At 55.7% G+C, this 18,100-nt stretch carries 18 protein-coding genes and 1 tRNA gene; 15 read left to right on the forward strand and 4 right to left on the reverse strand.

Annotated elements, in window-relative coordinates:
- The first annotated feature begins 45 nt into the window (after positions 1-45).
- The 10 genes from A11S_RS00285 to A11S_RS00330 all read left to right on the forward strand — a co-directional run bounded on the left by A11S_RS00285 (position 46) and on the right by A11S_RS00330 (position 11,188).
- Complete coding sequence (locus tag A11S_RS00285) at positions 46-675, forward strand: LOG family protein (RefSeq protein WP_015466463.1); 630 nt, start codon at positions 46-48, stop codon at positions 673-675.
- Positions 676-960: 285 nt separating this feature from the next.
- Positions 961-2,016 (forward strand): GGDEF domain-containing protein, encoded by a 1,056-nt coding sequence (locus A11S_RS00290; RefSeq protein ID WP_015466464.1) that lies wholly within the window; start codon positions 961-963, stop codon positions 2,014-2,016.
- 203 nt (positions 2,017-2,219) lie between these two features.
- Positions 2,220-3,809, forward strand: a complete 1,590-nt coding sequence (locus A11S_RS00295; protein WP_235067831.1) for a WD40 repeat domain-containing protein — start codon at positions 2,220-2,222, stop codon at positions 3,807-3,809.
- A 47-nt stretch (positions 3,810-3,856) separates the two neighbouring features.
- Positions 3,857-6,115: an ATP-dependent helicase gene (locus A11S_RS00300; protein ID WP_015466466.1), complete on the forward strand. Its 2,259-nt coding sequence runs from the start codon at positions 3,857-3,859 to the stop codon at positions 6,113-6,115.
- Positions 6,116-6,261: 146 nt separating this feature from the next.
- A complete protein-coding gene (locus A11S_RS00305; protein ID WP_015466467.1) occupies positions 6,262-7,233 on the forward strand; it encodes a complex I NDUFA9 subunit family protein in 972 nt (323 codons plus the stop codon).
- A gap of 19 nt (positions 7,234-7,252) precedes the next feature.
- On the forward strand, positions 7,253-8,218 hold the full coding sequence (locus A11S_RS00310; RefSeq protein WP_015466468.1) for a peptidylprolyl isomerase: 966 nt from the start codon (positions 7,253-7,255) through the stop codon (positions 8,216-8,218).
- A 31-nt stretch (positions 8,219-8,249) separates the two neighbouring features.
- Complete coding sequence (rsmA, locus tag A11S_RS00315; protein ID WP_041802804.1) at positions 8,250-9,110, forward strand: 16S rRNA (adenine(1518)-N(6)/adenine(1519)-N(6))-dimethyltransferase RsmA; 861 nt, start codon at positions 8,250-8,252, stop codon at positions 9,108-9,110.
- 47 nt (positions 9,111-9,157) lie between these two features.
- Entirely contained in the window at positions 9,158-9,745 is a 588-nt protein-coding gene (gene cmk / locus A11S_RS00320; RefSeq protein ID WP_015466470.1) for a (d)CMP kinase, read from the forward strand.
- A 3-nt stretch (positions 9,746-9,748) separates the two neighbouring features.
- The gene (locus A11S_RS00325; RefSeq protein WP_015466471.1) at positions 9,749-10,531 is read left to right on the forward strand and encodes an SDR family NAD(P)-dependent oxidoreductase; all 783 of its coding nucleotides are present in this window, start codon (positions 9,749-9,751) and stop codon (positions 10,529-10,531) included.
- Positions 10,532-10,870: 339 nt separating this feature from the next.
- Complete coding sequence (locus A11S_RS00330) at positions 10,871-11,188, forward strand: ArsR/SmtB family transcription factor (RefSeq protein WP_014101648.1); 318 nt, start codon at positions 10,871-10,873, stop codon at positions 11,186-11,188.
- A 9-nt stretch (positions 11,189-11,197) separates the two neighbouring features.
- Here the strand turns inward: A11S_RS00330 and A11S_RS00335 are convergent, their stop codons facing one another.
- On the reverse strand, positions 11,198-12,154 hold the full coding sequence (locus tag A11S_RS00335; RefSeq protein ID WP_015466472.1) for a glycosyltransferase family 9 protein: 957 nt from the start codon (positions 12,152-12,154) through the stop codon (positions 11,198-11,200).
- A 20-nt stretch (positions 12,155-12,174) separates the two neighbouring features.
- Positions 12,175-13,521 (reverse strand): glycosyltransferase family 4 protein, encoded by a 1,347-nt coding sequence (locus A11S_RS00340; protein WP_235067839.1) that lies wholly within the window; start codon positions 13,519-13,521, stop codon positions 12,175-12,177.
- Between the two features lie 139 nt (positions 13,522-13,660).
- Here A11S_RS00340 and A11S_RS00345 point away from each other — a divergent pair, with 139 nt between their 5' ends.
- Positions 13,661-14,440 (forward strand): alpha/beta fold hydrolase, encoded by a 780-nt coding sequence (locus tag A11S_RS00345; RefSeq protein WP_015466474.1) that lies wholly within the window; start codon positions 13,661-13,663, stop codon positions 14,438-14,440.
- A 3-nt stretch (positions 14,441-14,443) separates the two neighbouring features.
- On the opposite strand, the gene A11S_RS00350 is transcribed toward A11S_RS00345, so the two are convergent.
- A complete protein-coding gene (locus A11S_RS00350) occupies positions 14,444-14,854 on the reverse strand; it encodes a hypothetical protein (protein WP_015466475.1) in 411 nt (136 codons plus the stop codon).
- Between the two features lie 191 nt (positions 14,855-15,045).
- Here A11S_RS00350 and A11S_RS00355 point away from each other — a divergent pair.
- A tRNA-Ser gene (locus tag A11S_RS00355) sits at positions 15,046-15,136 on the forward strand.
- A gap of 89 nt (positions 15,137-15,225) precedes the next feature.
- Here A11S_RS00355 and A11S_RS00360 read toward each other — a convergent pair.
- A complete protein-coding gene (locus A11S_RS00360; RefSeq protein ID WP_041802296.1) occupies positions 15,226-16,029 on the reverse strand; it encodes a sulfite exporter TauE/SafE family protein in 804 nt (267 codons plus the stop codon).
- Positions 16,030-16,134: 105 nt separating this feature from the next.
- On the opposite strand from A11S_RS00360, the gene A11S_RS11745 reads away from it, so the two are divergent.
- The 3 genes from A11S_RS11745 (at position 16,135) to A11S_RS00375 (ending at position 18,060) form a co-directional block, all read left to right on the forward strand.
- Positions 16,135-16,545: a helix-turn-helix domain-containing protein gene (locus tag A11S_RS11745; protein WP_081604731.1), complete on the forward strand. Its 411-nt coding sequence runs from the start codon at positions 16,135-16,137 to the stop codon at positions 16,543-16,545.
- 59 nt (positions 16,546-16,604) lie between these two features.
- Positions 16,605-16,964, forward strand: a complete 360-nt coding sequence (locus A11S_RS00370) for a hypothetical protein (RefSeq protein WP_015466477.1) — start codon at positions 16,605-16,607, stop codon at positions 16,962-16,964.
- A gap of 133 nt (positions 16,965-17,097) precedes the next feature.
- On the forward strand, positions 17,098-18,060 hold the full coding sequence (locus tag A11S_RS00375; protein ID WP_015466478.1) for a hypothetical protein: 963 nt from the start codon (positions 17,098-17,100) through the stop codon (positions 18,058-18,060).
- Positions 18,061-18,100: the final 40 nt, after the last annotated feature.

Consider the following 18,100-nt stretch of genomic DNA (forward strand, 5'->3'; position numbering starts at 1 on the left):
CTGTAATGTTGCCCCCTACACAATGAAAGATTGATTGAAAGACCGATGACCACTGATACGATTCAAACGAAAACCCTCTCCCAAAAACCGCGCCACCCCATTCGTAATGTCTGTGTCTATTGCGGCGCGTCGTCGAATGTCGCGCAGGTGCATAAAGACACCGCATGGGCGCTGGGGCGTGCGTTGGGCGAGGCTGGAATGCAACTGGTGTATGGCGGTGGTCGTGTTGGCCTGATGGGCCTGGTTGCGAAATCGACGATGGAACATGGCGGCACCGCCGTGGGCATCATTCCGCATCACATTGAAACACGCGAAGAAAAATACACCGAATTGACCGAACTGCACGTCGTGGATTCCATGCACGAACGCAAGCAAATGATGGTCGACCGGGCCGATGCTTTTGTGGTTCTCAGTGGCGGTCTGGGCACGCTGGATGAATTTTTTGAAATCATGACATGGCGGCAACTGGGCCTGCATGACAAACCCGTCGTGTTGTTGAACGTCAATAATTTCTGGACCCCGCTTTTGTCCCTGATTGATCACATGATCAATAACGGGTTTGCGCGCGAATCCGATCGGGCGGGCCTGATGGTCGCGGACCGGGTCGAGGCCGTCATGGCCGCCCTGCACTACGCCCCGCCGGAAACGATGGATGCGCAGTCGGGTTTGATCTAAAAGATCATTTACAAAGCCCCCTCCCTCTGGGAGGGGAAATAAGAAAAAAGCGTAGTATCAATCGGGGGTCTCGAAAGCGTCCGATAAATCATACGGGATCCTGTGCCTTTGCACGGTGTTCTGAATTTATGAAAAATGTTATGAATCAGGTTGTTAAGCCCCTGTTAAGGCCCTGTCTGCCATGATGGGGAAGGTCCGTTTCGCAGATTGCATCCTTTGATGCGGCGGGCCCGACTGGTACCATATTCTTCTTCGTTTCATCTTTTTAATTCAGGATCGAACCGCGTGAACTATCCGCACGAAGCACATCAGGCCCGGGAATTTGCCGAAAAAGCCATGACGCGCATCCTCGACGAAGGATTGGCGCCGTCACCGGATATTTACGAGCTGTGGTACGTCTACTATGCCGGGATTAGCCCGGAGGTGACGCGCGCGCTGGATATTCTGGTGTCCAACCGTCAGAAAATTACCGAAGATCGCTGCCGCGATCTGCATACCCGTTTCCTGAGCGATGCGCGGAACGAGGAAATGATCCGCCGCGCCGGCGATCAGGTGAAGGCCACGATCAAGAACGTGACCGGTGCCGTGCGCGATGTGAAAAACGCCACAACGTCCTATAGCGGCACGTTGGAAGATGTCTCCAGAAAAATGGGATCGGCGAAAACGGTCGATGAAATGCGGTCACTGGTCACCAACGTGATGGGCGACACGCAAAAAATGCTAGAACATAACCACAAGCTGGAACATGAACTGGAACAATCCTCCACCTTGATGGAAGAATTGCAACGCGATCTGGAACAGGTGCGGAAAGAAGCGATGACCGACGGTCTGACCGGCCTCGCCAACCGCAAGGCGTTTGACGCCGCGCTCGACCGCGTCAGCAGCGACATGCAAAGCGAACAGGGATCATTCACCTTGTTGATGGTCGATATCGACCACTTCAAATCTTTCAACGACAATTATGGTCACCAGGTGGGGGACCAGGTGTTGCGCCTTGTCGCCCGCACCCTGATCGAAGGGGTGAAGGGCAAGGACATTGCAGCCCGTTACGGCGGCGAAGAATTTGCGATTATCCTGCCCGATACGAATTTGACCGCGGGTGTGGCCGTTGGAAATAACCTGCGCAAGGCGGTTGCGACCAAAGACGTGATCAACCGCACCACGGGTGAAAAACTGGGTCGTATCACCATGTCTGTCGGCGTGGCCGAATATATTAACGGTGAAAATATGACGGACCTGATCGAACGGGCTGATGCCGCGCTATACACGGCGAAACATAATGGTCGCAACCAGGTTGCCGCCGCGCCAACCCCGATGGGCAAGCGCAGTACCGGGGCCTGAACCACCGCTTCGCAATCATCAATTCAATAGTCATAGGCCCGGCTTAGACCGGGCCTTGATTTTTATATCCAAAAGGATAGATCACATTCCCGGCAGCGGGACATAGGTTATTTTAATCAAAGTCCTATAGAATAAAAAAACGGGGAATTGGGCGCGAAAACTTTTAATGCCCCGGCGCGTATCTTTCAGTTGAGTAAATGGTGATGGCATTCGGCCACGTCAAGAATCGGACGTTCTATCGCTGGGCTGCCTTAACTGTCTTTTTGATGGTTGCGATGCCGTCTCATGCCCATGCCGATTGTGCGGGGCCGGTTGGTGTTGCCGGGGATGTTATCTGGTCATCACCCGCCAATGTTCCGGCCTATTGTAATGGGACGAACTGGATCGCTTTTCCCAAGACGGAAAACCCACTCTCGTGGGGGAATCCATCCCTTTCAACCACATTGAACAATCCTGCCGTCGCGGCGGGTGATATTTTTGGCGTTGTTGTGGCCGCGTCAGATGAATTGATTGCCGTGGCCGCGCACCAGGATGATCCGGGCGGTGTTGCCAATGCTGGCTCTGTCTATGTGCTGGATGCGGGCACTGGAGCGCTTGTGTCCACCCTGAACAGCCCGACCCCGGCGGCGGAAGACTGGTTCGGGAATTCTGTCTCGATCTCTGGCGGGAAGGTTGCGGTTGCGGCGTACAAGGCTGACCCGGGCGGCGTATCCGGTGCGGGTTCGGCCTTCGTTTATGATGCGCGAACGGGTGCGCTTGTGCACACATTCAACAACCCGGAACCGGCCGATGATGACGGGTATGGGAATTCCCTGTCGATGTTTTCCGGCCTGCTGGCTGTGGGTACGCCGTATGACCATGCCGGGGCCTATTTTGCTGATGGCACTGTGTATGTGTTCGATGTTGAAAGCGGTGCTCAGATCACTAAAATCAGCAATCCGACACCGGATAATGCCGATTATTTCGGTGTTTTTGTATCTGGATCCGGGAACAAGTTGGCCATCGGTGCGCACCAGGACGATCCCGGCGGCGTGGCGAATGCCGGGTCTGTCTATATCTATAACCCGCGCACAGGCGCGTTGCTCCGGACCATTTCCAATCCCGATCCGGCCCCGAATGACCTGTTTGGCATTTCGGTGTCACTGCATAAAAATATTCTGGCTGTTGGGGCGCCGTACAAAAGCCCGGGCGGCGTCAGCGCGGCGGGCGTTGCCTATGTGTTTAACGCAGAAACGGGCGCCTTGCTGGCGCAGTTAAATAATCCAAACCCGTCCGCCAATGACAATTTTGGTTATTCCGTATCCGTCTATGGGCACCAAGTTCTGGTGGGGGCGTATCAGGACACGTCCGGCGGGGTGCCGGGGGCGGGGGCCGCTTACATCTTTGATGCGCACACCGGGGCTTTGCTTTCAACACTCGAAAACCCCGCGCCGACCAATGGGGATGGTTTTGGTATTTCTGTGTCCATGATTCATGCAAAGGCCGTCATTGGCGCGTATCAGGACAGTCCCGGTGGTCTTACGGGTGCCGGCATCGCGTATGTCTTTGAATCGGGCGCACCCGTCGGGCCGTGTGCTTCTCCGGCCGGGCAAGCGGGTGATTTGCTTTACAGCTCCTCCCTCAATCTCTTGCAATATTGCGATGGAACGGCGTGGTATGCGGCGGGACCATATGGTGATGGCGGCGCGGGTTGTTCCGATCCCGTCGGCATTGCGGGGGACATTGTTTACAACAGCACGCACAATGTCCTGCAATATTGCGAAGGGGACAGCTGGGTCGGTATTGGACGATAAACGCCTTGCCTCTTGCCCCTGCGGAATTGCGCCATTAAGGTGGGCGCATGCAAGCACAAAGCCCCGAAAACATGATGTCTCCGCCCTATCTTCAAGGCCTGAACCCCCCGCAGCGCGAGGCGGTTGAAACGTTGGATGGTCCGGTTCTGGTTCTGGCCGGGGCGGGTACGGGCAAGACGCGGGCGCTGACCGCGCGGCTGGCGCATATTTTGACGACCGGGCGGGCCTATCCCAATCAAATTCTGGCCGTGACATTCACGAACAAAGCCGCCGGGGAAATGCGCGAACGCGTGTCTGCCCTGCTGGGTGGTGCGCCGGTTGAAGGCTGGTGGCTGGGGACATTTCACGCGTTGGCCGCGCGCATGTTACGCCGTCATGCTGAACTGGTCGGCTTGACCAGCGGCTTCACCATCATTGATGATGATGATCAGGTGCGCCTGTTGAAACAGTTGATGGAAGCCGAAAACATCGACACCAAAAAATGGGCGCCGCGCGCCATGATGGGGATGATCAGCCGGTGGAAAGACCGCGCGCGTTTGCCCTCCGATCTGCCGCCGCACGAAGGGGGCGAGGCCGCGGGCGGTAAACTGGTCCAGCTTTATGGGCAATATCAAGCGCGCTTGCGCGCGGTAAATGCCTGTGATTTCGGGGATTTGTTGTTGCATATGGTATGCATCCTGCGCGATCCGAAACATGCGGATGTGCTGGCGGAATGGCAACGCCGTTTCCGCTATATCATGGTGGATGAATATCAGGATACGAACATCGCGCAATATATGTGGCTGCGCCTGTTGGCGCAACGCGACGGTGCGGCGGCGAATATTTGCTGCGTCGGGGATGATGATCAATCCATTTACGGCTGGCGCGGGGCAGAGGTGGGTAACATCCTGCGTTTTGAACAGGATTTTCCGGGCGCGAAGATTATCCGCCTGGAACAGAATTATCGCTCCACCGGGCATATTCTGGCCGCGGCCAGCGGTGTGATTGCGCACAACGAAGATCGCTTGGGCAAGACTTTGTGGGCTGATGCCGAAGATGGCGAGAAGGTATCCGTGCGCGGCCTGTGGGATGGACCCGCCGAAGCCCGTTTCGTGGCGGAGGAGATTGAAGCCCTGCAAACAAAGGGCTGGAGCCTGGATCAAATCGCCGTTTTGGTGCGCGCCGGTTTCCAAACTCGTGAATTTGAAGAACGTTTTAATGCGCTGGGCATCCCGCATAAAATCGTTGGTGGGCAACGTTTTTATGAACGGGCCGAAATTCGCGATGCGCTCGCCTATCTGCGTGTGATTGCGCAGCCGCGTGATGACCTGGCGTTGGAACGCATCATCAATGTGCCGAAACGCGGGTTGGGTGATGTGGCGATGAAAACCGTGGTGACGCATGCGCGCGCGCGGAATTTATCCCTGTATGATGCGATTGCCGATATCGTTGAAACAGATGAATTGAAACCGAAGCCGCGCGAAACATTCCGCCGTTTGATCGCGGATTTTGAACGCTGGCGTGGGTTGCTGGCCACGATGGCGCATACCGAATTGACCGCGCAAATGCTGGATGAATCCGGCTATATGGCGATGTGGCAATCCGACCAGTCCCCCGAAGCCCCGGGCCGCATTGAAAACTTGAAAGAATTGGTCACGGGCATGGCGGATTTTGAATCCCTGCCTGATTTCCTGGAACATGTTTCGCTGGTGATGGAAAACCAAAACCGCAACGACACACCCCAAGTCACCATCATGACCCTGCACGGGGCCAAGGGGTTGGAATTTGATTGCGTCTTCCTGCCCGGTTGGGAAGATGGATTGTTCCCATCCCAACGCAGCATGGATGAAAACGGCCTGAAGGGGCTGGAGGAAGAACGCCGTCTGGCCTATGTCGGGATTACCCGCGCCCGCAAACGCGCGATGATTTCGTATGTGTCCAATCGTTTGACCTATGGCAACTGGGTCAATGCATTGCCATCGCGTTTTGTTGATGAATTGCCCGAAGACCACATCGAAATTGCCGCGCAATCCGGTGTCTATGGATCGGGGCGGTCCAGCCATTGGGATTCATCGGGCTTCGGTGGATCATCCCGTGTCAGCACGATGGCACAAACATCGCCCAAGGCCCCCGTCGTCGCGACGCAAACCCTGGCTGAACGCCAAGCCTTGTCTGATCACCCCTATGTCCGGGGCGACCGGGTCCAGCACGATGTGTTTGGGGCGGGTACGGTCGTGAATGTCGATGGGGCCAAGCTGGATATCGCGTTTGATAAAGGCGGGCATAAACGGGTGATGGATTCATTCGTCGCACCACTGGAAGATTAAACATTCTGTAAAATAAAGGCGCGCGAAACCATGTCGTGTCCCCTTTCGCATGGCTGGACAGGACGGGCTGGGATTGCCATAGTGGGCACAGTTTTTTTCACGCTTTTCAATGGGTTTAGCCAGGGGCTCCCTGGGAGGTTTTGGGTATGTCGATCGGACCAAAAATCGCAACAGTTTTCGGTGGTTCCGGCTTTGTCGGACGGTATGTGGTGCAGGCGTTGGCCCGGGCCGGATATACGGTCAAGGTCGCCAGCCGCGCGGCGGAAAGTGCGTATTTCCTCCGTCCCTATGGATCGGTGGGGCAGATCGTTCCGATGACCTGCAATGTGCGTGATCGCGCCAGTGTCGAACGTGCGATCGCCGGGTCATCCGTGGTCGTGAATTGCATCGGCATTTTGTATGAACGTAAACGCGGTGATTTCAAACGCCTGCATACCGATCTGCCGCAAATGATTGCGGAGATTTGCGCGGCGCAAAACGTATCGCGCTTTGTTCATATTTCCGCACTGGGCGCGGATCGCAATCCATCGCGCTACAGCCGCACGAAACTGGCCGGCGAACAGGCGGTGCTGGCCGCGTTCCCGAATGCCACCATTCTGCGCCCGTCCGTGATCTTTGGGCCGGAAGATGATTTCTTCAATCGGTTTGCGACGATGGCGGGCTTTATGCCGGCGCTGCCGTTGATCGGCGGGGGCATGACGCGGTTCCAACCGGTCTATGTGCGCGATGTCGCCGATGCCGTGATCGCCGCCGCCACCCATTCCGCCTTTGGCCACAGCGGCGCGCTGGGGCAGGTGTTTGAATTGGGTGGGCCGGAAGTTTTGAATTTCCGCGATATTTACAGCCGCCTGTTTTCCTATATCGGCAAACGCTGTGGCATGGTGAATTTGCCGTTCGGTCTGGCGTCGTTGCAGGCTGGCATGTTGCAGTTTATTCCGCCCAAACCCATCCTGACCCCGGATCAGGTGAAATCCCTGAAAACCGATAACGTGGTGCAGGATGATGCGATGACGCTGGATGATTTGGGCGTCACCGCCACGGGGATGAGCCTGATTGTCCCGGTCTATCTGGAACGGTTCCGTCCGGGTGGGCGTTTTGGCGACAAAAAAAGAGCCTGATTGATCAATGGAAAAACGAATGATGAAAACACAGATTCTGGCCGCTGTGGCTGTGCTGGCTTTGCTGGGCGGCGGTTTTGTTGCCGCATCCCCCGTGGCCTATGCCGCCGCGGCGCAGGAGGGCATCGCCGCCGTGGTCAATCAGGGCGTGATTACCCATTCCGACGTCAATGAACGCATGCGGTTGGTGATGGCGTCGTCCGGATTGCCGAACAATGACGATGTGCGCACCAAGATCCGTCCGCAGATTTTGAACATGCTGATTGACGAAGCCCTGCAATTGCAGGAAGCCCAGCGTCTGGATATTGAAGTCACGCCGGAGGAAGTTGAATCCGGTATCGACATGGTGGCCCAGAACAACAAGATCGACCCGGCCACGTTCCGCAAAATGCTGGCGGGCAGTGGGATCAAAATGTCCACCATGGCGGATCAGGTGCGGTCCCAGATGGCGTGGGGCAAGGTGATCCAGAAAAAACTGCGCCCGAAAGTGAATGTCAGCGAAACCGATATTGATGCACGACTGGATTTCATCAAATCCAGCGCCGGGAAAATGCAATATCTGGTCGGGGAAATTTTCCTGCCCGTTGATAATCCGGCGGAAGACGGCAGCGTGCGCCAATTGGCACAAAAACTGACCGCCGAAATTGCATCGGGTAAGGCCCCGTTCCCGCAAGTCGCGGCGCAATTTTCGCAAGGCCCCTCCGCCGCGCGGGGTGGGGACATTGGTTGGGTCCAGGAAGGGCAATTGCCCGAGGCGCTGGACCAGGCTCTGGCCACGATGAAAGATGGCGATATGTCGCAACCGCTGCGCTCGCTCACGGGGTATCATATCCTGCTGGTGCGGTCCAAACGCACATTGGCCGCCGATAACTTGCCCAGTCGCGATGACATTGCGCAAAAAATCGGCACCGAAACGCTGGACCGTTTGCAGCGTCGTTATCTGTTGGACCTGAAGTCCGAGGCGTTTATCGAACGTCGTGTCTGATATTTCCGCTTATAAAAAAACACCCGATATTGTGGCGGCGGTCGATGCACTGCCGCCCTTGCGCGATGTGATTGCCGCGCATGAATTGCGGGCCGAAAAAAAGCTGGGCCAGAATTTTATTCTCGATTTGAATATCACCGATAAAATCGCGCGGGCCGCCGGGGATTTGAACGGCGTCGTGGCGATTGAAATCGGCCCCGGTCCCGGCGGGCTGACGCGCGCGCTGGTGCGATCGGATGCTGATCGTGTTCTGGCCGTTGAATATGACACCCGCGCCATCGCCGCGTTACAGGGGTTGAAGGAGGCCGCGGGACCGCGCCTGGATCTGGTCCATGCGGATGCGCTGAAGCTGAATTTACTGGATCTGGTACCGGGCGCACGCCGGGCGATTATTGCGAACCTGCCATACAATATCGCGACGCCGCTTTTGATCGGCTGGCTGAAACAATGGCACGCCGATCCGCAGGCCTATGACAGCATCACCATCATGGTCCAGCGTGAAGTGGCCGAACGCATGTCCGCCGCACCGGGGACGGACCATTATGGGCGCCTGTCGGTGCTGGTGGGGTGGTTGTGCAAGGCGACGATGATGTTCGACCTGCCGCCCTCGGCCTTTGTTCCGCCGCCCAAAGTGACATCGACCGTGGTGCATTTAACCCGCCATGCTGTAACCGGGGCCGAGGCAGGGACGGCACAAATCCCCAGTTTTAAAACAGTGGAGCGGGTGACCGCCGCCGCCTTTGGCCAGCGCCGGAAAATGCTGCGCCAATCCTTAAAAACCTTCCCGGGTTTGCTGGAATCCTGCGGGATTGACGGGACGAAACGGGCGGAACAATTGCCCGTGTCCGATTTCCTGGCCATGGCCGCGCATCTGGATCAAACCGGGGTTTAGCCGTGTTGGGGGCTTGACCAACGGGCTTTGGACCCTTAGGAAAAAGCATGACCACAGATCATCTTTTACGCATCACCATCACCGGCGATCCGGGCAGCGGCAAAACCACCTTTGCCCGCACCGTGTCGGAAAAAACGGGCTTCCCGCTGATCACCACCGGGAATATTTTCCGCCAATTGGCCGCGGAAAAGGGCGTATCGGTCACCGAACTCAACGAAATGGCTGAAAAACAGGCGGAATTGGACCATCTGGTGGACCATTATCTGGTCGGCCTGAATGATCAGCCGGGTGACATGGTTCTGGATTCCCGCATGGCTTGGCACTTCGTGAAAAACACGCTGAAGGTGCGCCTGACCGTGGATCTGGATGTTGCGGTTCAGCGCATTTTCAAGGATACGGCCGAATTGCGCGAAACATTCCGCGACCTCGACCACGCGATGGAAGAAGTCGATCGTCGCCGCAAAAGCGAAATCCTGCGCTATAAAACCCTGTACGGCGTTGATATTGGCGATGAGCGGAATTTCGATCTGGTCATCAACACATCGCACAAGGCGAAGGAAGACATCACGGTCGAGTTCGACAAGACCTTCGCCGCTTATTGCGCAAAAATGGGCCGGACCGTCACCGGGTTTTAATCCATGCAAAATCCAAAAACGATTATTATCACCGGCGCGTCCAGTGGCATTGGCGCGGCGTTGGCGCTGTATTATGCGGGCTCTGGCGTTGCGCTGGGTCTGACGGGCCGCGATGCGGCCCGGCTGGAAGCGGTGGCGAATGCGTGCCAGCGCAAGGGGGCCAGCGTTGAGGCGCGCGTCATCAGCGTGACGGATCGCGCCCGTATGGCGGAATGGATCGGGGCGTTCCACGCCCGGCACGGCGTGCTGGATCTGGTGATTGCGAATGCTGGGATTTCCGGTGGAACGGGCGGCACGCCCACAGCGGGCGAAGACCCGGATCAGGTGCGGGCGCTGTTCGCCACCAATGTTGATGGTGTCCTGAACACGGTCGAGCCCGCTTTGCCCATCATGGCGGCGCAGAAGGCGGGCCAGATCGCGATTATGAGCTCACTGGCCAGCTTTGGCCCATGGCCGGGTGCACCAGCCTATGGCGCAACCAAAGCCGCTGTACGCCTGTATGGCGAGGCGCTGGCCGGGTCTGTGCGTAATAAGGGGATTGAGGTCAGTGTGATTTGCCCCGGCTTTGTTCGCAGCAACATGACGGCAGTGAACGATTATCCGATGCCATTTTTGATGGATGCGGATCGGGCCGCCGCGCGGATTGCCACGGGGCTGGCGGTCGGACGGGTGCGTGTTGCGTTTCCGTGGCCCGCCTATGTCATCGCTGGATTCTTGGGATTTTTGCCACCGGAATGGAGCACGCGCTGGTTGGCGAAACTGCCGGAAAAGCCGCAATCCCGTTGAATCTGAAGCGTTTATTAATATTCACTAAACCAGACAGTTTATAAAAAATTTCACTCAATTAGCATCTTTTCATGCGATAATAGAAACACTACTCTGGGGGTTCAATTTTAAAGGGTGGTGGGTTTTTCCTGCATCTGTCCGTATGTGAAGCCTTAAACTGCGACGCATACGCAAAAACAATAATAAACATGACGGACGCATTTCCCATCATACGCTTGCTGCGTAACGGTGCGCCTGCACCGTCTGTGAGTAGAGTGAGACTGGGGCGTCGCAGTACGATGTTGCACCATTTCGTGCCATCAGGATTGTGACAGGGCGGATAGAAAACCGGCGGCCATTATGGACGTTAAAGAAGTCGAACGAAATATTGAGGTTGCGGTAAACCTCCTGAAGGCGTTGTCCAATGAACGGCGTTTGATGGTTATTTGCGCCTTGTACCAGGGCGAAAAAAGCGTTGGCGAGCTGGAAAAAATCGTTGGCCTGTCGCAATCGGCTTTATCCCAGCATCTGGCGCGCCTGCGCCGCGACGGTCTGGTCAACACGCGCCGCGATGCGCAAACCATTTATTATTCCATGAATGATCGGGCGACGAAGGCCATTCTGGGCACGCTGTACGATATCTACAGCCCGCATATGGGCGACGGGTCCGTGACCTGATTTTCTGTCTCAGGTGCGGAAATCACGCGCCCGTAAAACATTCATCACATCATTGACGCTCAGATCATCCAGACTGGATCGTTGGATCGTGCGCACCCACGGATATTGCGGCGCGTGGCGTTTCGGGTCGCTGGATGCGGAAAACAACACCCATGTCGGGCATCCGGTGGGCGCGATCATGTGGACGGGTCCAGTGTCGTTGCCAATCACACCAGCCGCGAAGCGGCCCAGCGTTGGCAAATCCGACAACGCGGTCTGTCCCGTCAGGTCGATGGCTTGCGCGCAATGACCGGCAATTATTTTCGCCAAGGGTTGTTCATCGTGTGTGCCGATGATCACCGGCGTCAGGCCCCAGCCATACAAGCGGCGGGCCAGATCGCCATAATGATCGGCGGGCCATCGTTTTTCCGGTCGGCTGGGCGCGCAGCCCGGTACGATCAGGACATAGGGTTCGGGAATTTCAAACAGGCCCCGCAACGCGGTGTGATCGCCACCCAGCCAGTGCAAATCATCCCCCTGAACATTTTCAATACCCGTCAGGGCCAGCAAGCGCGCATGGCGCAGGGCGGCGGGTTCGGTATCCTTGGATGAAATCACATCGCGCCATGTGGCCCCGGCCATGGTGCCGGCCCATTGTGGCTTTGGTTTCATCATTTGTGACAGGCGGAAATACAGCGCCGTGCGTTGATTATTTTGCAAATCATACACGCGGTTAAAGCGGCCTGTTTTGAAAACATGACGCACGCGCATCCATCCGGCAGGGTCGAATTTTTTCGGGCGCTGATCAATGATGATGTCGTTAAACAGGCCGCTTTGAATCGCCAGTGATTCAAATGGCTGTGTTGTCATCAATGTGATGTGGGCGGCGGCATGGTGTGTACGAATGGCACGCATGGCACCAAGCGCAATAATAAAATCACCCAGAGCGCTGAGTTTAATGACAAGGATACGCTCAGGATCATCCATCCGGGTAAGGGCCTTTGTGTTTACTCGGCCGCGCGGCGCAGGGCTGCGCTATCGGCGGGGCGGGATTGCTTTTTGGTCTTGGTGGCCGTGGGTTGTTTTTTCTTGCCGTTGATGGGGGCCGATTTTGTTTTCTTTGCCGGGGCGAATTTTTCGGCCAGCAATTCGGAATACACGTTCAGCGTATCAAACGCCATGCGTTCCTTGGTGAAATTGGCCGCAATGTGGGCCATGGCGCGTGTTGCCAAAACGGCACGCTGTGTCGCGTTCAGGGCCAGCGCCTCGGAAATGGCGCGGGCCAGGGCGGTGGAATCGCCCGGCGGGATCAGCCATCCGGTTTCGCCGCGTTGGATGGTTTCGCGCACGCCGCCATGATCGGTGGCCACCACCGGGCGGCCCATGGCCTGGGCTTCGACCGGTACGCGGCCAAACCCCTCCGGTTCGGTCGATGCGGAGACCACAACATTGGTCAGCATGTAGGCGGCGGGCATGTCGGAGCAATGATCGACGATGCGAACATACCCTTCCAATTTACGGGCGCGGATTTCGTCTTCCAGTTCCTTGCGGTATTCCACCCGCCCCTGATCCGACCCGATCAGGACGCAGAAAACATCGGTGCGTTTTAATTGCGCGATGGCATCAATCAAAACATGGTGCCCCTTCAGGCGTGTGATGCGCCCCGGCATCATCACCACGTTGGCCCCATCGGGCAGACGCCATTCGCGGCTGATCTTGATCATACGTTCGGCGCTGACCGCGGTGGGATGGAATTTTTCCAACGCGACACCGCGATGCACGACACGGATGACATCGTCATCAATCCCGAATGTGGCTTTCAAATAATTGGCGACGTAACGTGATACGGCGATCACGCGTTCACCGCGCGCGATGGAACTGTTGTAAAAACGTTTCAGTCCCGTTTGCGTTTTGTACGGCGCGTGACAGGTGGTCATGAATTTGGCCTGCGTGCCCATACAGGCGCGCCACGCGCTCCATGCCGGGGCGCGGCTGCGAACGTGGACGATATCAACGTCGTAATCACGGATCAGGCGGCGAATGCGCTTGATGTTCTTCCACATCACCAACGGGTGTTTGCTGTGCACCGGCAAATCAATGTGCAATGTTCCGGCGCGTGCCAGTTCCGGCACACGGGACCCACCATGGGATACAACGATGGATTTCGCGCCCACATTGTTCAATTCGGCGGCGATGTCGATGCATCCCTGTTCCGCGCCACCGGGGCCCAAAACGGGAATGATCTGCATCACAACGGGGGTTTTCTGGGCCGTGAAGCCACCCATCATGCTGGACATGGGCATAAGGCTGGTGCCTTTGCGCTCAGGGCTTGTCGATGAATCGGTTGGTGTCATATTGTTCAACTATGATCTCGTGAATGAGCGCCCCGCCACTATCGGAGGGCGCTTAAGAAACGCCGAATCAATTTAAACTATATTTTTCCTGCCGTCCAAGCCCCCATAAAGGTCATGGAGGGCTATCCCGGAGTGTGTCATGCCCGACTTTCTGATCCGCAGCCAAGGCCCCCGCCTGGCCTATGTCCGCACGGCGGCCCAGGGGCCGGGGACGGCCCTGCCAACCGTGATGTTTCTGGGTGGGTTCCGGTCCGATATGACGGGCACCAAAGCCACCGATCTGGAGGTGCGGTCCTCCATTCGCGGGCAGGGGTTTTTACGCTTTGATTACAGCGGTCACGGTGCCTCTGCCGGCCGGTTTGAAGAGGGTACAATCGAAAGCTGGCGCGACGATGCGCTGGCCGTGCTGGACCGTCTGACCGATGGTCCGGTGGTGCTGGTTGGATCGTCCATGGGGGGCTGGATTGCCCTGTTGCTGGCGCTGGCGCGCCCCGATCGCGTATGCGGCTTGATCGGTCTGGCCGCGGCCCCGGATTTTACCCGCAATATGGTCGACGAATCTTTTGATGATGCCATGCGTTTAAGCCTGCAAACACGGGGCTTTGCCGATGTGCCGACGGAATATAGCCCCGAACCCTATCGCATTACGCAAGCTTTGATCGATTCCGGCAACCGCGTGTGTCTGCTTGACCAGGGCCATGATCTTTCAATCCCTGTCCGTTTGATTCAGGGACAGCGCGATGCCGACGTGCCATGGGAAACGGCGGAGCACATCGCCGCCCGCCTGCCGCATGCGGATGTGCGCGTGACGTTGGTGCCCGATGGCGACCACCGTCTGTCCCGTCCGCAGGATCTGGATCTGATTGATGGATGTGTGCGGGAACTCTCGGCGTCTGTCGCCCGCCGTGTCAGCGCGTAACGCCTATTTCCGCTTGTATTTAAAGGCTGTTTTGGACTCGCCCGCCTTGCCGACAAATTGGCGTTTGGTGGTCTTGGCGGGGATGCTGCGCGTCATTAACCCCTTGGCGCCGACAATTTCCAACCCCTTCAGCAACAGGATCAACGCCAGTGTGGCCAGAAAGGGAACACCGGTCAAAATTACCGTGCGCATTTTCAGCACTGGGGTAATCACAGTGTCCCACGTCGTGGGCTCGACACTGTCCTTGGTGATGCCCAGTGAATCCGGGGCATAGGTCTGCAACAACCATCCCACCTGCGAGAACTTCATCGGCTGGTCATAGTTCTGGTCCTGATAGGTGATATAGGCATCGTGGCCCAAAGCCGCCAAAAACGGGATCGCCAGAATAAAGCACAGGATCTGCAACGCGCGCATGGGAAAAATCCGTTGAATATCAAATGGATGGTCGGAATGACTCGGATATTGTACCACGCCCCCCGACACCACGCAAAGCGTCCCGGTTTTGGCGAAAAGACCCTTGCATTGCACGGGTTTGCTGGGGTAGGGTGCGGCCCTGTCGGATCAACCCCGACGATCCCCGTTTGCGCGGGGTCCTTTGATGGAATGGACAGGTGGCCGAGTGGTTGAAGGCGCACGCCTGGAAAGTGTGTATAGGTTAATAGCCTATCGCGGGTTCGAATCCCGCCCTGTCCGCCATTCATGCCTCCGCCATTAAAAAAGCCCCCGCTCGGGGGCTTTTTTAATGGGCGATCGGGTGTGCGAAAGCTGAAGGGCCTTGAAGCCCTCTAAACGAATGAAAGAAACATTTTAAGGCTGAGGGCCAACGAGACGGCGGCAAATATTTTTTTCAGATGCATGTCGGACAGTTTTTGGGCGCAAGCGGCGCCGTAAGGGGCCGCAATAAAGCTGGATATCGAGATGGCCAGAAATGCCGGGACACAAATAAACCCGAAAGTATGTGGGTCGTCTGTGGTTTTGGACCATCCGCTCACCATATAACCAATTGTGCCTGCGATGGCGATGGGAAACCCGATGGCGGATGATGTCCCCACAGCCTTCCGCATCGGGAAGTTTTTATAGCTTAAATAGCTTATTGTCAGAAACCCACCACCGACGGCCGCAAGGGCTGAGATTGTTCCAATCCCTGTTCCCACAAAAATTAAATCGCGAAGTTTTGTCGGTGTGGCGCTGGTTTTTGGTTGCCAATTAAAGAACATCATCCCGGCAATGAGGGCCATAAAAAAGGCAAAGAAAATAGAAAGATAAAGTGAATTAATATGTGTCGCCATATGTGTTGTGATGAAGGCGCCTACAATGATCCCGGGCGTCATGCTTGCAAAAATAGCCCATGAAACATTCTGTTTTGACGCGTGCGCGCGAATACTTGCTGTTGATGAAATGATCATACAGGCAAGGGACGTTCCCAGAGCCAGATGGACGACGTTATCAATATCAGCGCCTTGATAGAGAAAGATCGATGTCAGCAGCGGCACCAATATTCCGCCTCCGCCGACGCCTAGGAGGCCGCTCATGAAGCCAACGAATCCTCCAAGTAAAGTATAAACAGCGACCCATTCAAAATCTGACATATTGGAACCTTCTTTCCAGGGCGTCTTGTCGAGATTGGCAATTAATTATAGGATATCACTTCAAGTTAACTTGAGGTCAAGCTGTATAATTTTTGTGGGGAATCGATGGATATAAATGCTGTTTCAAAGGCTTCTGGTCTACCAGCCTCCACTTTGCGTTTTTATGAAGAAAAGGGGCTGATCCAGTCCTGTGGCAGACATGGTTTGCGACGGGTTTTCGATGATAATGTTTTGGAAAAACTGGCGTTGATTTCACTTGGGCGCACATCTGGATTTTCGTTGGAAGAAATGCGCGCGATGTTTTGCTCCGGACGGCGAGAGATAGATAGGACTCTTTTGTCTGCGAAGGCGGATGAGTTAGATAAAAAAATAAAGGAGCTCGAATCTATGCGTGATGGTCTTCGTCATGCAGCGCGCTGTCCTGCGCCCAATCATTTTGCGTGCCCGAAATTTTTGCGTTTATTACGAATTGCTGAAAAAAATCGTGTGCGCAAGCCGACAAAAAAGAATAAATAAGATCAGGTTTTACGTAGTTTTTAGCGTAATGGAATGAATATATCGTTTGGACGGTGAAAATGACCGAAACAATCATCTGGCGTGAATCACCCTTTGGTCCGTGTGTTAGTGATCATGACGGGGTTTTGATGTATGGCATTCTGGTTGAATCCGGACATGCGTCGTATGATTTTGACTTTGTCATTCAGGATTCGGATTTGCAGGTGTTGAAAGCGAACCCCGCGCGGGCCGACGCGCTGTATTGGGCGTTGACGACCTGTCTGCAAAAACACAAAAACGATTTCACGCAGGACCAGATGGATATATTGCTGCGTGACACGCTGCATTCGTCTGCGGCGGATTTTGAATCGTTTCTGGATCGTTTCAGCGCCGCGCATCACATCGCCCTGCGCGGGTATATTGAACGATCAACTCGCTGAAAAATATATTATTTTCGTTCTTGTTCGCCCCCTCTTGTGCTGCGCTGCGAGGATCGGCTATCAATGCCGTCCTGATTTTTAAAATCTATAACAACAAGAATATTCGGGGCCGGGAAGGCAACAGGGGACGCGCATGACGACAGAGACAAATTTTTCCGAAGATATTCAAATCGACGCAAAATCCATCACGGGCATTCGCGTGTTTGAACATGAAGACCGCGTGTCCATCTATACCACGAAGGGAGAAATCTTTCGTGGTTCAAAGAACGTGTTCGGGCCTGACATCGAACGTGCGTTGAGCGTTTTTCAGGATGCGGGGGCGGAATTATTTCGATTTCCTGTCTATGGCCCGGAAGGGCGCAATCATCTTTATACCAGTTATATTCGACACCATGCGATTACCTTTGCGCGCGTGGGTGAATCGCGGGTCAAAGGGTATAAACACGTCCAGATCGGTGTTGATGGCATGCCGGGTGAACACTCTCATGCGATTGGCAAGCGGGAATTAAAACCGTTCTATGATGCGCTTCAAATGCATCATGGCAGCATGCGTCATTACGAAGCGCCGTCCGTTGTGATTGCAGGCAAGGACACCACCTACGTTCACGCATGGCTGGTCACGCATATGCAGGCCAGGGCGGATAACACGCTGCACATTCAATTCGGCGCCGGAAACGACGCCGTTGATCTGCCTGTCTGTGATGGCCATGCGCAGCGCGTGGCCAAGACGTTGTATCAGGAAGATTTGATCGAAAACAACAGTCTGCGCGCGTATGTAGAGGCTGAATCCGCAACCGAAATGCATGCCATCATGGAGGTGTTGGCGGGGGATATTGCGTGCTATACGCCGCATATATTCCAGGTGCCAAATGCCCTGAACACCACATATCTGCCCAAGGCGCGCGCGGCCTGGGTGTGTTGTGCCGATGGGGGTGATGCAGAGCAAAAAATCTTGACGCTGCAGACGGCTGAAACGAGGCCGTTGGCGTTGTCACTGCGCTTCAACACAGAAGCCGATCGCAAGGCCGCGATCCAAAAAATTTCCGAGGAGATGAACGTGAGGTTTGTCTGCTCTAACCCGTCCTGTCACCCTTGAGCAGGGTGGCCGTGATGGATTGAAAGAAAGAAGCCAGTAT

The sequence above is a fragment of the Micavibrio aeruginosavorus EPB genome, assembly GCF_000348745.1.
GTDB classification, from domain to species: Bacteria; Pseudomonadota; Alphaproteobacteria; order Micavibrionales; family Micavibrionaceae; genus Micavibrio; species Micavibrio aeruginosavorus_A.